This is a genomic window from Nocardiopsis sp. RV163 (genome assembly GCF_001029525.1).
Lineage (GTDB): Bacteria > Actinomycetota > Actinomycetes > Streptosporangiales > Streptosporangiaceae > Nocardiopsis > Nocardiopsis dassonvillei.
This window is the reverse complement of sequence record NZ_LEKI01000048.1, coordinates 19,595-34,285: the sequence shown is the minus strand read 5'-3', so window position 1 is coordinate 34,285 and position 14,691 is coordinate 19,595. Positions and strand designations below refer to the sequence as shown.

The window sequence follows — 14,691 nt, the reverse complement described above, 5'->3', positions numbered from 1 at the left end:
CGCTTGGCCCCCGCGCCGCCGGGCCCCGCCCCGGCCGGACGGCGGTTCGGTGTCCGACCGCCCTTGACCTCAACCTTGCTTCAGGAAGAAGGATGGCGGCCATGGACACCACACACGGCGAGACGCTCCTGTTCCACAACACCATGCGCGTCACCGACGGCCACCTGGCGCAGTACCGTGAAGCAGTCGAGTCCGCGGTCGCCTTCACCGAGGAGCACGCCCCGCAGCTGATGGTGGAGGTCTTCCTCGACGAGGAGAACATGCTGGCCCACAGCTTCCAGCTCTACGCGGACTCCGAGGCGGTCCTCACCCACTGGAGCCTGTCCGACCCCTACATCCGCGCGGTCAACGAGCACTGCTCGGTCGTGAGCTTCGAGGTGTACGGCGAGCCGGACCAACGGGTGCGGGAGGGCCTCTCGGCGTTCAGCCCCGGGTTCCCGGTGACCTTCCACCCGCGCATGGCGGGCTTCACCCGCCCTCTCGTGACCACGCGCCAGTAGGCCGGCCGGAACCGTCGTCGGTGCGACGCACGGCTCTGATCTGCGGTGATCTTGTACTTATAGCGAGGTTGGGCGGTCGAGACACGCTATGAGTACAAGATCACGGCGTGGGGGTGGGACCGGCGGTATCCATATATGGCCCGGGGACGTGGCGTTAGACTCGACGCATGGTGCGTGAACCGCTGACCGCAGACCAGATCGAGCGCGGGCGTCTGCTGGGCACCCTGCTCCGCCGGGCCCGCGCGGAGCGCACGATGGTCGACGTCGCGCGCGAGGCCCAGATCTCGGTCGAGACCCTGCGCAAGATCGAGGGCGGGCGCATCCCCACCCCCACGTTCTTCACGGTCGCGGCGATCGCCGCCGCGCTCGGCCTGTCCCTGGACGAACTCCTGCGCCGGGTGGACGCCGACGCGACCGCTTCCCGGGACCCCGCGACCGCCTCCCTGGCCGTCTGACTTCCCACCCGCCCCTAACGTTGGTCGTGTACCCGCGGGTACGGTTCCGTGCGCGGCCCGCCCCTTCCGGCGGCGGGCACGGACCGGGCCGCGTCAGCCAGGACCACAGGGGGAGCACATGAACGAACAGGCGCTGAGGGTGGACGAGGCCGAGCTGCGCGGCCTCCTCGACGGCCGCTGGGCCCACGTGCGCGAACACATGCGCGACGCCCTGCGGGGAGACCTGTACGCCCCCGTGTACGGGCTGTCCGTGGAGGAGCACCGCGCCCGCACGCTCACCCAGATCAAAGCCCTGGCCAAGACCGACCTGCCCTCCTACGGCTTCCCCGCCTCGGTGGGCGGCCGCGACGACGTCGGCGCGTCCGTGGTCGGCTTCGAGATGCTGGTCAACGACCTGTCGCTCATGGTGAAGATGGGAGTGCAGTGGGGGCTGTTCGGCGGTGCGATCAGCGCCCTGGGCACAGAGGCCCACCACGCCGAGTACCTGCCCGGCACGATGTCGATGGAGCTGCCCGGCTGCTTCGCGATGACCGAGACCGGACACGGCTCGGACGTGCAGGGCCTGCGCACCACGGCCGTCTACGACCCCGAAACCGAGGAGTTCGTGGTCCACACCCCCGACGAGGCTGCGCGCAAGGACTACATCGGCAACGCGGCCCGCGACGGCCGCCTGGCGGTGGTGTTCGCCCAGCTGAGCACCGGCGGCGAGGAGCACGGCGTGCACGCCCTGGTGGTCCCGATCCGGGACGGGCGGGGCAGGCCGATGCCGGGCGTGCGCATCGGCGACTGCGGACCCAAGGCCGGGCTCAACGGCGTGGACAACGGACGGCTGGAGTTCGACCGCGTCCGGGTGCCGCGCACCAACCTGCTCAACCGGTACGGGGACGTGGCCGCCGACGGCACCTACTCCAGCCCCATCGGGAGCAAGGGCCGACGCTTCTTCACCATGCTCGGAACGCTGGTCCGGGGCCGGATCAGCGTGGCGGGCGGCGCGGGGAGCGCGGCCAAGGCCGCGCTGACCATCGCGGTGCGCTACGGCGACACCCGCCGCCAGTTCACCCGGCCCGACGGCGAGGGGCGGCCCGAGCGGGAGGTGCGCGTCCTGGACTACCTGGCGCACCAGCGCAAGCTGCTGCCCGCCCTGGCCCGCACCTACGCGCTGCACTTCGCGCAGGAGGAGCTGGTCACCCGGTTGCACGAACTGTCCCGCTCCCCCGAGCGCGACGAACACGCCCAGCGCGAACTGGAGTCGCGGGCGGCCGGGCTCAAGGCGGTGGCCACCTGGCACGCCAGCCAGACCATCCAGACCTGCCGCGAGGCGTGCGGCGGTGCCGGTTACCTGTCCGAGAACCGGATTCCGCAGCTCAAGGCCGACTCCGACATCTTCACCACGTTCGAGGGCGACAACACGGTCCTGCTCCAGCAGCTCACCAAGGGCCTGCTGACCAACTTCAAGGACTCCTTCGGCGACCTGGACCAGCTTGGGCTGGCCCGGTTCATGGCGGGCAAGGTCTTCGAGACGGTCATCGAGCGCACCGCCGCGATCCCGCTGATCGAGCGGCTCGTCGCGGCCGCCCCGGGGCGCGGAGAGGAGGCCAGCCTGTACAACCGGGGCTGGCAACTGGAGCTGCTGGAGGACCGCGAGAAGCACGTCGTCGAGGGCCTGGCCGCACGGCTGCGCAGGTCCGGCAGGAACGGCGAGGACGCCTTCGACGTGTTCAACCGCGCCCAGGACCACGTGCTCGCCGCGGGCCGCGCGCACATGGACCGGGTGGTCCTGGAGGCGTTCGTGGCGGGGATCGACCGCTGCGGGGACACCGCGACCGCCAAGCTGCTCAGCCGGCTGTGCGACCTGTACGTGATGTCGGTGGTCGAGGAGAACCGCGCCTGGTTCCTGGAGCACGAGCGGCTCTCCACCTCGCGGGCCAAGGCGGTCACCCAGGCGGTCAACGACCTGTGCCGGGGCCTGCGCCCCTACGCCGTGCGGCTGGTGAACGCGTTCGGCCTGCGCGACGAGTGGCTGGCCGCGCCGATCGCGCTGGGCGGCGAGCACGCCCGCCAGGGCGACCCGGTCCCCGGACGCGGCTGAGCCCCCTCCTCTCCCCCTGCCGAGACCGGTCAGGGCACGGGGGAGGCGGCGCCGGGCGCGGGGATTGGCTGGTCGGAGTCGAAGGGCGCGTACCGCCGAAGGGCGCGGACGCGCTGGTGGGATGAGGGGGGTGGATGTCGGCCATCCGGCTGCTGGTCCCGGGGGCTGTCCGCCTGCGGGGGCGGGCGCACCGCTACCAGGTGCGGGCCGACCTGGAGTCCTGGGGCGCGCACGAGTGGTCCAACGCCAAGCCGGGGTCGGTCCACCACGCGCTCAAGCAGATGGCCCGGCAGGGTCTGCTGCACGCCCACGAGACCGCTCCCTCCACCTCCGGGGGCCGCCCCGGCCCGAGTACGAGATCACCGGTGAGGGCTCCCGGGAGTACTTCGCCCTGCTGCGCCGGGCCCTGTCCTCGCACGACACGCACACGGACGTGCTCTCGGCCGGTCTGGGCTTCATCGTGGACCTGCCCCGGCGGGAGGCGGTCGACCTGCTCAGACGGCGGGTCGAGGGCCTGGAGGAGTGGCGCGGTGGCGTGGTCGCCCACTACGCACCGGAGGAGGGCCCCGGCCAGGCGGGACACATCGGCGAGGTCATGGACATGCGGGTGCACTACGCGGAGTCGGTCGAACTCGATTACTGACTGAAGCGCCGGATCCGCCGCCGCGCACGGCCGGCCCCGGGACCGCGCCGGCGGACCGCGAACCGACCCCGCCGCGGGCCTTTCCTCGGCGGAGCGGCCCCCCTAACATGAGAGACATTCATGTTAGGCAGGTCACACGTGCGCCCACCCCCCGCGCAGTCCTCCTCACCCGACCCGCGAACACCCGCCGCGCTCGCCGAGCCCGCCCGGCCCGTGCGCCGCCTGTGGGTGGCCGGGATCAGCCTGGCCAACCTCGGCATGTGGACGGCCTTCTTCGGTCCGCTCCAGGTGCTGCTGCCCGAACAGGTCGGCCTGCTCGCGCCCGACGCCAAGGAGACCGCCCTGGCCTGGGTGACCGGGGCGGGCGCGGCCTGCTCCACCCTGGGCACCCCGCTGGCCGGGGCCCTGTCCGACCGGACGACCGGCCGGTTCGGGCGCCGGCGCCCCTGGATCCTGGCCGGCGCGATCCTGGGCGGCCTGGGCCTGGTGGTGCTCGGTCGGCAGGACGGCGTCCTCGGCGTCCTGGTGGGGTGGTCCTTCGTCCAGGCCGCGCTGTCCTGCCTGAACGCGACCCTGCTCGCGGCCGTGCCCGACCACGTGCCGGTCCGCCAACGCGGCGCGGTCTCGGGGTGGATCGGCGTACCGCAGTCGGCGGGCGTGGTGGTGGCGGTGCTGCTGGTGACCGTCGTGGTCACGGGGATCGCCCCCGGCTACACCCTCCTCGGCGCGCTGACCGTCCTGTGCGTCCTGCCGTTCGCGCTGCTGGCCCCCGACCCGCCGCTGCCCCGGCAGGCGCGCCCCTCCTGGAGCGGGTTCACGCGCGGGCTGTGGGTGTCCCCGCGCCGCCACCCCGACTTCGGCTGGGCGTGGCTGACCCGTTTCCTCATGCAGACGGGCAACGCCGTGTTCACCCTCTACCTGCTCTACTTCCTCACCGACGCGGTGGGCTACGAGGAGCTGTTCCCAGGTTCCTCGGCCGCGGACGGGCTGCTGGTGCTGATCGCCGTCTACACTGCGGCGGTCGTGGCCACGACCGTGCCGGCCGGTCTGGTCTCGGACCGCATCGGCCGCCGCCGGGGGATGGTGTGCCTGTCCGGGGTGGTCTCGGCCGTGCCCGCGTTCCTGGTCGCCGCGTTTCCGACGTGGCCGATGAGCCTGGTGTGCGCGGTGGTCCTGGGGGTCGGCTTCGGCGTCTACCTTTCCGTGGACAACGCCCTGGTCACCGAGGTCCTGCCGAACGCGGGCGGTCGGGCCAAGGACCTGGGGATCGTCAACATCGCCAGCGCCGGACCACAGGTCATCGCCCCGGCCCTGGCCGGTCCGATCGTGGTCCACCTGGGCGGCTACCCGGTCCTGTACACCGTGTGCGGACTGCTCAGCCTGCTGGGCGCGGTGCTGGTGTGGCGGATCCGGGGCGTGGCGTGAGTCCCCGCCGTCCCGCGCGTCCGGCCCGCCCCGGAACCCTCCCGGCACGGTGGGTCCGCGCACCGGGCTCGGGCAGCGCGCCAGGACCCCGAAGCCGGTCCCGCGCCTTCCGTCCCACGCGCATCCGCCCCGTTCACCCCGTCAGCCGCAGCGAAAGGCAGGTACCGTCCATGTCGTCACCGTTCCTGTGGGGAGTGGCCTCCTCCGCCTTCCAGATCGAGGGCGCCCTCGACGCGGACGGGCGCGGCCCGTCGGTGTGGGACGTCTTCGCCGAGCGCCCGGGCGCGGTCCGCGACGGGCACAGCCCGGCCACGGCCTGCGACCACTACCGCCGGTGGGCCGAGGACGTGGACCTGCTCGACCGGCTCGGGGTGAACGCCTACCGGTTCTCGCTCGCCTGGCCCCGGGTCGTGCCGACCGGGCGCGGCGCGGTGAACGGGGCCGGTCTGGACTTCTACGACCGCTTGGTGGACGCCCTGCTGGCCCGGGGGATCACACCGGTGCCGACGCTGTTCCACTGGGACCTGCCCCAGGCGCTGGAGGAGGCGGGCGGCTGGAGCGAACGCGGCACGGCGCACGCGTTCGCCGAGTACGCCGCTGCGGCGGCCGAGCGCCTCGGCGACCGGGTGGAGCGGTGGATCACCCTGAACGAGCCCCTGGTGCACACCACCTACGGGCACGCGCTCGGCGTCCACGCCCCGGGGCGGACCCTGGCGGTGCCCGAGGTGATGCGGGTGGCCCACCACATGCTGCTCGCGCACGGGCTGGCCGCCGGGGAGCTGCGCTCGCGCGGCCTGGAGGCGCTGCTCACCAACAACTACTCCCCCGTCCGCCCCGCCACCGGCTCCGAGGCCGACGCCGCCGCCGCGCACGCCTACGACACCCTGCACAACCGGCTGTTCACCGACCCCGTGCTGACCGGCGCCTACCCGGACCTGTCGGCCTTCGGGGTCGCGGAGGTCCCAGGCGTGCGGGAGGGCGACCTGAAGGCGATCGCGGGCAGCGCGGACGGCCTCGGGGTCAACTACTACAACCCCACCGTGGCCACCGCGCCCGACGGGGGGTCGGGGCTGCCGTTCGGGTTCGGCGAGGTCTGCGGGGCGCCCGTGACGGCCTTCGGGTGGCCGGTGGCGCCCGAGGGGCTGGGCAGGATGATCGACCTGCTGCGCGAGCGCCACGGCGAGGCCCTGCCGCCGCTGTACGTCACCGAGAACGGCTGCTCCTACGAGGACCGGGTCTCCCCCGGCGGGCGGATCGCCGACCCCGAGCGGATCGCCTACCTGGAGGGGCACGTGGCCGCCGTGGAGGCCGCGCGGGAGCGGGGCGCGGACGTGCGCGGGTACTTCGTGTGGACGCTCACCGACAACTTCGAGTGGGCCGAGGGCTACCACCAGCGCTTCGGGCTGGTGCACGTGGACCACGCCACCCAGGAGCGCGCCCCCAAGGACTCCTTCGCCTGGTACCGGGACCTCGTCGCCGCCAGGACCGCTTCAGCCGGTGCGTGAGGCAGGGCCGCTGCGCACGCGGGAGCCGGCGCGGCCGGGGTCAGTCCGCGACGGCGTCCAGGGTGCCGCTGTCCCGGCGTTCGGGTACCTCCCCGCCGCGCTGGCGGGCGGGCTCCCACCACCACCAGTGCGACTCGGGCACCCAGGAGGGAACCTCCTCGTCGTTGACCGGCCGCGCCCGGCCCGCCACCGCGGTGAGGGCCTCGTCGATGCGCGGGAGGGCATCCAGGTCGCCGGGGCGCAGGAAGGCCTCCCAGGGCACGAACTCCTCGCCGAGCAGCTCCAGCATGGACCGCCGCCAGCAGGCGGGGCGGTAGGCCTCGTGCTCGCCGTTCTCGGCCGCGGTCTGGGTGCGGACCACGTACAGGCCGAGCCGGTCGGGGTTGCTGCCGCCCACCAGAAGCTCGGCCAGGGTGGCGCTGAACTCCTGGCCGCCGGGGGACCTGCGCTGGGCGGGCGTGGTCGCCCGGTACAGGGCGAAGAGGGCGGCGAAGGCGTTGTCCATCAGGGCGTCGCGGTCCCTGCGGCGCGAGGCGCTCTCGGCGAAGGCGTCCAGCGCCCGCCTGGCCAGGTCCGGAAGGTCCCTGCCCGCATCCGCGCTCACCTTCACACCGCCTTGTCCGGTCCGGGGATGACGTTCGTCGCGGGCCCGTGGTCCCGTCGCTTCGATGATAAACACGCTCCGTGCCGCCGAGGTAGCCGGTTCACGGTGCCGGGGTCCGCAGCTGCCCGTCCAGGGTGCGCGCCCACTGGCGCACGATCCGGCGCCGCCGGGGCCCGTCGTCGGTGAGCAGATTGGCCAGTCCCAGGCCGCGTGCCAGGTCGAGGGTGGCCTGGACGGTCTCGCGGACCCCGGGGACCGACTCGTCCACGCCCAGCAGCTCCACGGCGGCCCGGTGGATCTCCCGGCCCATCCGCTCCTCCATGGGGACGATCCGCTCGCGCAGGACGGGGTCGCTGGCGGCGGCCGACCACAGTTGGAGGGCTGCGCGGAAGTCCGTTCCGGTGAAGGCGTCCACGACCATCTGCACGACCGCCTCGGTGCGGCCTCCGCCCTCGGGGACGGCCGCCGCGCCGCGCCGCAGCTCCGCGCCGCGGCTGTCGAGCATGTGCCGAAGCACGGCCAGGAACAGGTCCTCGCGGGTGGGGAAGTGGTGCTGGGCGGCGCCGCGCGACACCCCGGCCCGACGCGCGACCGCGCCCACGGTGGCGCCGGCCGCGCCCTCCTCGGCCAGGCAGGCCACGGCGGCCTCCAGCAGCCGGGCGCGGGTGGCCCGGCTGCGTTCCTGGCGCGGCTCGCGGTCGTCGGCCCCGGTTTCCACGTCGCTGCTTCCCTCCGTCCCCGCGTCCCTGAGGCGGCCCGTGTGCGCGCGCCGACCGCTCAGTACGACCTGGGCAGTCCGAGGGACCGCTGTGCCACGTAGTTGAGCACCATCTCCCGGCTCACCGGCGCGATGCGCGCCAGGCGGGCGGCGGCGATCGCCGCTCCCAGCCCGTACTCGCTGGCCAGGCCGTTGCCGCCCAGGGTCTGCACGGCCTGGTCGACCGCGCGCACGCACGCCTCCGCGGCGGCGTACTTGGCCATGTTGGCCGCCTCCCCCGCCCCCGCGTCGTCGCCGGAATCGTAGCGGAGCGCCGCGTGCTGGGTCATCAGGCGGGCCTGCTCCAGCTCGATCTTGACCTGGGCCAGCGGGTGGGCCAGCCCCTGGTGGGCGCCGATGGGGGTGTCGCGCCAGACGGTGCGCTCCCTGGCGTAGGCCACCGCCTTGTCCAGGGCGTGGCGGGCGCTGCCCGCGGCCAGGGACGCGGCCATGATCCGCTCGGGGTTGAGTCCGGCGAAGAGCTGGAGGAGCCCGGCCCCGGGGTCGCCGACCAGGGCGTCGGCGGGCAGACGCACGTCGTCCAGGAACAGCTGGTACTGGTGGTCGGGGCTGACCAGGTCCATCTCGATCCGGCGGGCCTCGAACCCCGGGGAGTCGGTGGGCACCGCGAACAGCGCGGCGGACAGGCGCCCGGTGTCCTCGTCCCGGACGCGTCCGACGACCATGACGGCGTCGGCCACGTCCACGCCCGAGATGAAGGTCTTGCGGCCGTTGAGCGCCCAGCCCCCGCCGTCGCGCCGGGCGGTGGTGGTGATGCGGTGGGAGTTGGACCCGGCGTCGGGCTCGGTGATGGCGAAGGCCATGATGGTCTCGCCCGTGGCCAGGCCGGGCAGCCAGCGCCCGCGCTGCTCGGGGGTGCCGAAGCGGGACAGGACGGTGCCGCAGATGGCCGGGGAGACCACCATCATCAGGGTGGGGCAGCCGACCGCGCTGAACTCCTCCAGGACGGCGGCCAGGTCGCCGATGCCGCCGCCTCCGCCGCCGTACTCCTCGGGGATGTTGACGCCGAGGTAGCCGAGTCCGCCCGCCTCGCGCCACAGCTCGGTGAGGTAGGCGCCCTCCTTGGCGCGGGCCCGGTAGTACTCGGACCCGTACCCCGCGGCGAACGCGGACACGGCGGCGCGCAGGTCGGCGCGCTCGGCGGGTTCGCTGAAGGTCATGGCACCGGTCACGGCGTGGCCCCTTCGTAGTCGAGGACGGCGAGGAGCGCCCCGGCGGGCACCCTCTGCCCCGCCGCGACCGGGATCTCCCGGACGGCACCGGCGGCGGGGGCGGTGACGCGGTGCTCCGTCTTCATGGCTTCCATGCGCAGCAGGGTCTGTCCGGGCCCGACCCGCTCGCCCACGGCGACCTCCACGGCGGTGACCGTGCCGGGCATGGGAGCGGGCAGGGCGCCGGGACCGGCCCCGGCCTCGGGTTCGGGCAGGGGGTCGACGGGGGTGAGGGCGACCGACCCCAGGGGTGAGTCGACGTGGACGTCGCCGCCCGCGTCGGGGCGGTGGACGTCGAAGGCGCGGCGCAGGCCGTCCGCCTCCAGGACCACCCGGTCGGGCGCGGCCGAGAGCACGCGGACCCCGGCCTGTTCGGGCAGGTAGGACCCTCTCAGGGTGCGGTAGGCGGTGGTGGTCCGCCTCGCCTCGTCGCCGTCGACGTCGTGCTGGCGGACGAATGGCTGGGAGGGCAGTGCGCGCCAGTTGGCGGGCACCCCGGCGGGGGCGGCGGTGCCGGTGCGGGCGGCCTCGGCTGCGGACAGGGACGCGGCCAGCGCGGCGAGGCGTTCGGCGGCGGGGTCGGCCAGGGGCTGGACGAGGGCGCTGAGGCGGTCGCCGTCCAGGTAGCCGGTGTGCAGTCCCTCGGGGCGGGCCTCGGCCCCGGCGAACGCGGGGTGGCGCAGCGCCCGCACGAGCAGGTCGCGGTTGGTGCCCACCCCGTGAACGCGCGCGGCGGCCAGGGCCGCGGCCAGGCGGCGCAGCGCGTCGCGGCGGTCGCGCCCGTGGGCGACGACCTTGGCAAGCAGGGGGTCGAAGTCCGCGCCGACGGTGTCGCCGGGTTCGACGCCGCTGTCCAGGCGCACCCCGAAGGCGGGCGGCGCGGCGAAGCGGGTGTCGGCGGGGACGTCGAAGGCGTGCAGGACGCCGGTGCGGGGCCGCCAGCCGTCGCGGGGGTCCTCGGCGTACAGGCGGGCCTCGACGGCGTGGCCGCGCGGCGCGGGCGGGCCGCCACCGGGCAGGGCTTCACCCTCGGCGACGCGGATCTGCCACTCGACCAGGTCCAGCCCGGTGACGCACTCGGTGACGGGGTGTTCGACCTGGAGCCGGGTGTTCATCTCCAGGAAGACCGGTTCGCCGAAGCCCTCCTCCCCCACGGGGACGAGGAACTCGGCCGTCCCGGCGCCGGTGTAGCCGATGGCGCGGGCCAGGCGGCGGGCGGCCCCGTGCAGGCGCTCGCGCAGGTCGTCGGTCAGGCCGGGGGCGGGCGTCTCCTCGATGACCTTCTGGTGGCGGCGCTGGACGGAGCAGTCGCGCTCGCCCAGGGCCCACACGGTGCCGTGGGTGTCGGCCAGTAGCTGCACCTCGACGTGGCGGCCGCGGGGGACGTAGGGCTCGCAGAACACCGCCGGGTCACCGAAGGCGGAGGCCGCCTCGGCCCGGGCGGCGGCGGCCTCTGCGGGCAGGTCGGCCAGGTCGCGGACCACGCGCATGCCGCGTCCGCCGCCGCCGGAGACGGCCTTGACCAGCACGGGCAGGTGTTCGGGGCGCACCTGCGCGGGGTCCAGGGCGTCGGCGACGGGCACACCGGCGTCCCGGGCGATGCGTTTGGCGCGGGTCTTGGCGCCCATGCTCTCGACAGCCTCGGCCGGGGGGCCGATCCAGGTCAGTCCGGCGCCGGTGACGGCGCTGGCCAGGGCGGGGTTCTCGGAGAGGAAGCCGTAGCCGGGGTGGACGGCGTCGGCTCCGCAGGCGCCGGCGGCGGCCACCACGGCGTCGGGGTCGAGGTAGGCGTCCACGGGGCCGCGCCCCTCGGGCATGGGCAGGCGCACGGCGGTGTCAGCCTCGTCCACGTACGCGGCGCCCTCCTCGCCGGGGGCGTGCACGGCGACGGTGGCGATGCCCAGGGAGCGGCAGGTGCGCATGATACGGCGGGCTATCTCGCCCCGGTTGGCGACCAGGAGGCGTGTGACGGGGCGCGGCTGCGCGAGCCGACCGGAAGGCCCGGCGGAGGGCGTGTGGTCCAAGGTCTCCTCACATTCGGAAGACGCCGAAGCGGTCGGTGCCCCGGACGGGGGCGTTGTGGGCGTAGGACAGGCACAGGCCCAGGACGGTGCGGGTGTCGCGGGGGTCGATGACGCCGTCGTCGTAGACCCGCCCGGACAGGAACAGGGGCAGCGACTCGGCCTCGATCTGGCGCTCCACCATCTCCCGCAGGGCGGCGTCCCGGTCCTCGTCGTAGGGCTGCCCCTTCCCGGCGGCGGACTGGCGGGCGACGGTGGACAGCACCTCGGCGAGCTGGCGGGGGCCCATGACGGCGGAGCGGGCGCTGGGCCAGGCGAACAGGAAGCGCGGGTCGTAGGCCCGCCCGCACATCCCGTAGTGGCCGGCCCCGTAGGAGGCGCCCACGAGCACCGAGAAGTGGGGGACGGTGCTGTTGGAGACGGCGTTGATCATCATCGAGCCGTGCTTGATGATGCCGCCCTGCTCGTACTCGCGGCCGACCATGTAGCCGGTGGTGTTGTGCAGGAACACCAGCGGCGTGTGGGAGCGGTTGGCGAGCTGGATGAACTGGGCGGCCTTCTGGGCCTCGGCGCTGAAGAGCGCGCCGTGGTCGTTGGCGAGCACGCCCACGGGGTAGCCGTGCAGGTCGGCCCAGCCGGTGACCAGGCCGCCGCCGTAGGAGGGCTTGAACTCGTCGAAAACCGAGCCGTCCACGATGCGGGCGATGATCTCGCGCGGGTCCACGGGCACGCGCAGGTCGGGCGGCATGATCCCGAGCAGGTCCTCGTCCGGGTACAGGGGTTCGGGCGCCGACGGGCGCGGGGCGGGCCCCGCCTTGCGGTGGCCCAGGCGCGCCACGATGCGCCGTCCGAGACGGATCGCGTCGCGCTCGTCCTCGGCCAGGTGGTCGGCCAGGCCGGAGACCTCGGCGTGCATGCGGGCCCCGCCCAGCGACTCGTCGTCGCTCTCCTCGCCCGTGGCCGCCCGAACCAGCGGCGGGCCGCCCAGGAACACCTTGGAGCGCTCGCGCACCATGACCACGTGGTCGCTCATGCCGGGGACGTAGGCGCCCCCGGCGGTGGAGTTGCCGAAGACCAGCGCGACGGTGGGGACTCCGGCGGCGGACAGGCGGGTCAGGTCGCGAAAGGCCCGGCCGCCCGGGATGAAGATCTCCTTCTGGGTGGGCAGGTCGGCGCCGCCGGACTCCACCAGGCTGATCAGCGGCATCCGGTTGCGTTCGGCGATCTCGGCGGCCCGGGCGGTCTTCCTCAGGGTCCACGGGTTGCTGGAGCCGCCGCGCACGGTGGGGTCGTTGGCCACCAGCACGCACTCCACGCCGGAGACCGCGCCCACGCCGGTGACGAGGCTGGCGCCGACGTGGAAGTCGCTGCCCCAGGCGGCGAGCGGCGACAGCTCCAGGAAGGGGCTGCCCTCGTCCAGCAGGAGTTCGATCCTCTCGCGGGCCAGCAGGCCGCCCCGGGCGCGGTGGCGCTCCACATAGCGCCGCCCTCCCCCGGCCAGGGCCTTGGCGTGCTCGGCTTCGATCTCGGCGAGCTCGGCCAGCATCGCCTCGCGGGCCTCGGCGAAGGCGGGCGAGGCGGTGTCGATCCCGGTCCTGAGCACGCTCACGGTCGGCTCCCCTCCGTCGAAACGGTCTCGGGAACGGGGGCGACCACGGTCTCGGGCACGCTCACGAGCGCTCCACCTCCGCCAGCACGGCCTCGGGAACGGGGACGCGGCGGGCCCTCAGCCACTCGCCGAGCCCCTTGGCCTGGGGGTCCACGCCCTCGCGGCGCGCCGTGCCGGGGGCGAGCAGACCCTCGATCCAGAAGTTGGCGGCGCGCAGGTTGGGCAGCAGGTGCCGGGTGACGCGCAGTCCGGCGGTCTCGGGCAGGAGTTCGCGCAGCAGGTCGGCGGTCAGGGTGGTGGCCAGCCAACGCCAGGCTTTCCCGCCGCGCACCCACACGCCCAGGTTGGCGTCGGCGCCCTTGTCTCCGCTGCGCGCGCCGAGGACCAGGCCGAGCGGGACCGGGCGCGCGGGGCCCCGGGGCAGGGGTTCGGGCAACGGGGGCTCGGCGACCTCGGCCAGGGCCCGGGTGCGTGGCGCGGGCGCGACGGGCACCCGCGCCCCGTCGGGCAGGATCGCGGTGTGGGCGACCTCGGAGGCGGGCACGAGCGCGTGCGTGGCGGCGACCCCGTCGGGGCGGGCGTCGCGCGGCGGCGCGGTGAGGTGGAACCCGGCGTAGCTGCCCAGCGCCAGTTCCACGGCGGCCGCGCCGAAGGAGCGGCCCACGACCGCGGGGTCGTGGTCGCGGGCCACCGCGCGCAGGCGGGCGGTGGCCGCGTCCTGGGTGTCGCCGTGGGGGTCCTGGGCGGATGCGAGGGTGAAGCGCAGGTCGTCGGGCGCGCGGTCGGCCAGGGCGGCGCGCATCTGGCGTTCGGCCCGGGCGGCCTTGGCTTCGGCGTCCAGGCCGGTGACCAGGAACTCGACCTCGTTGCGAAAGCCCGTGAGCCTAGTCAGGCCGACCTTGAGGTCGGGGGGCGGCTCCTCGCCGCGGGTTCCGCTGAGCAGGACGCGGTCGGGCCCCTGCGGGGTGAGGCGCACCGTGTCCAAGCGGGCGGTGACGTCGGGGCCGGGGTACCGGGCTCCGGCGATCTCGTAGACGAGCTGGGAGGTGACGGTCCCGGTGGTGACGGCGCCGCCGGTGCCGGGGTGCTTGGTGATGACGGCGCTGCCGTCGGCGTGGATCTCGGCGAGGGGGAAGCCGGGGCGGTCCAGGTCGCGGCCCTCGCGCAGGAGTCCGGCGGCCAGGGCGTAGTTGCCGCCGGTGGCCTGGGTGCCGCACTCGATGACGTGCCCGGCGACGGTGGCCCCGGCCAGGGCGTCCAGGTCCCCGGGGGTCCAGCCGAAGTGGGCGGCGGCCGGGCCCACTGTCAGTGAGGCGTCGGTGACGCGGCCGGTGACGACGATGTCGGCGCCCGCCTGCAGGCAGGCGGCGATGCCGAAGGCGCCCAGGTAGGCGTTGGCGGTCAGGGGGGAGCCCAGGTCGAGTTCCTCGGCCCGGTCGATGAGGTCGTCGCCGGTGACGCAGGCGATGCGGGGGTCGAGGCCGAGCCCGTCGGCGAGTTCGGTCAGCCGGTCGGCGAGGCCGCGCGGGTTGAGGCCGCCCGCGTTGGTGACCACCCTGGTGCCGCGTTCCACGACCAGCGCCAGGGTCTCGCGCATCTGGCTCAGGAAGGTCCGCGCGTAGCCTCGGCCGGGGTCGCCGAGCTGGTCGCGGCCGAGGACGGCCATGGTGAGCTCGGCCAGGTAGTCGCCGGTGAGGACGTCCACGCGCCCTTCGGTGAGCATCTCGTGGACGGCGGCGAAGCGGTCCCCGTAGAAACCGGAGGCGTTCGCGACCAGCAGCGGGGTTGCCGGAGCGGCAGCAGCGGTCATGGACATGAGGGTGACACCGGTCACATGATAAAACAAGCACA

Annotated in this window: 11 protein-coding genes and 1 pseudogene; 6 read left to right on the top strand and 6 right to left on the bottom strand. The window is 74.5% G+C overall.

The window, feature by feature from the left end; all coding sequences use genetic code 11:
* The first annotated feature begins 101 nt into the window (after nucleotides 1-101).
* From ABD54_RS11345 to ABD54_RS11320, 6 genes and pseudogenes are all read left to right on the top strand, one after another.
* On the top strand, nucleotides 102-500 hold the full coding sequence (locus tag ABD54_RS11345; protein ID WP_047869421.1) for a hypothetical protein: 399 nt from the start codon (nucleotides 102-104) through the stop codon (nucleotides 498-500).
* A 167-nt stretch (nucleotides 501-667) separates the two neighbouring features.
* Nucleotides 668-955, top strand: a complete 288-nt coding sequence (locus ABD54_RS11340) for a helix-turn-helix domain-containing protein (RefSeq protein ID WP_047869417.1) — start codon at nucleotides 668-670, stop codon at nucleotides 953-955.
* Nucleotides 956-1,073: 118 nt separating this feature from the next.
* A complete protein-coding gene (locus ABD54_RS11335) occupies nucleotides 1,074-3,044 on the top strand; it encodes an acyl-CoA dehydrogenase (RefSeq protein WP_047869416.1) in 1,971 nt (656 codons plus the stop codon).
* Nucleotides 3,045-3,178: 134 nt separating this feature from the next.
* A pseudogene (locus ABD54_RS11330) lies at nucleotides 3,179-3,669 on the top strand (PadR family transcriptional regulator); the annotation flags it as partial.
* A gap of 156 nt (nucleotides 3,670-3,825) precedes the next feature.
* On the top strand, nucleotides 3,826-5,112 hold the full coding sequence (locus ABD54_RS11325) for an MFS transporter (RefSeq protein ID WP_152692033.1): 1,287 nt from the start codon (nucleotides 3,826-3,828) through the stop codon (nucleotides 5,110-5,112).
* Nucleotides 5,113-5,282: 170 nt separating this feature from the next.
* On the top strand, nucleotides 5,283-6,617 hold the full coding sequence (locus ABD54_RS11320; protein WP_047869414.1) for a GH1 family beta-glucosidase: 1,335 nt from the start codon (nucleotides 5,283-5,285) through the stop codon (nucleotides 6,615-6,617).
* 40 nt (nucleotides 6,618-6,657) lie between these two features.
* Here the strand turns inward: ABD54_RS11320 and ABD54_RS11315 are convergent, their stop codons facing one another.
* The 6 genes from ABD54_RS11315 to ABD54_RS11290 all read right to left on the bottom strand — a co-directional run bounded on the left by ABD54_RS11315 (nucleotide 6,658) and on the right by ABD54_RS11290 (nucleotide 14,674).
* Entirely contained in the window at nucleotides 6,658-7,227 is a 570-nt protein-coding gene (locus tag ABD54_RS11315) for a hypothetical protein (protein WP_047869413.1), read from the bottom strand.
* A gap of 94 nt (nucleotides 7,228-7,321) precedes the next feature.
* Nucleotides 7,322-7,939, bottom strand: a complete 618-nt coding sequence (locus ABD54_RS11310) for a TetR/AcrR family transcriptional regulator (RefSeq protein ID WP_047869412.1) — start codon at nucleotides 7,937-7,939, stop codon at nucleotides 7,322-7,324.
* A gap of 59 nt (nucleotides 7,940-7,998) precedes the next feature.
* The gene (locus ABD54_RS11305; RefSeq protein ID WP_047869411.1) at nucleotides 7,999-9,171 is read right to left on the bottom strand and encodes an acyl-CoA dehydrogenase family protein; all 1,173 of its coding nucleotides are present in this window, start codon (nucleotides 9,169-9,171) and stop codon (nucleotides 7,999-8,001) included.
* Nucleotides 9,168-11,234: a biotin carboxylase N-terminal domain-containing protein gene (locus ABD54_RS11300; protein WP_047869410.1), complete on the bottom strand. Its 2,067-nt coding sequence runs from the start codon at nucleotides 11,232-11,234 to the stop codon at nucleotides 9,168-9,170. The genes ABD54_RS11305 and ABD54_RS11300 overlap by 4 nt, the downstream gene beginning before the upstream one ends.
* A gap of 7 nt (nucleotides 11,235-11,241) precedes the next feature.
* Nucleotides 11,242-12,840: an acyl-CoA carboxylase subunit beta gene (locus ABD54_RS11295; RefSeq protein ID WP_047869409.1), complete on the bottom strand. Its 1,599-nt coding sequence runs from the start codon at nucleotides 12,838-12,840 to the stop codon at nucleotides 11,242-11,244.
* Between the two features lie 61 nt (nucleotides 12,841-12,901).
* A complete protein-coding gene (locus ABD54_RS11290) occupies nucleotides 12,902-14,674 on the bottom strand; it encodes an acyclic terpene utilization AtuA family protein (RefSeq protein ID WP_047869408.1) in 1,773 nt (590 codons plus the stop codon).
* Nucleotides 14,675-14,691: the final 17 nt, after the last annotated feature.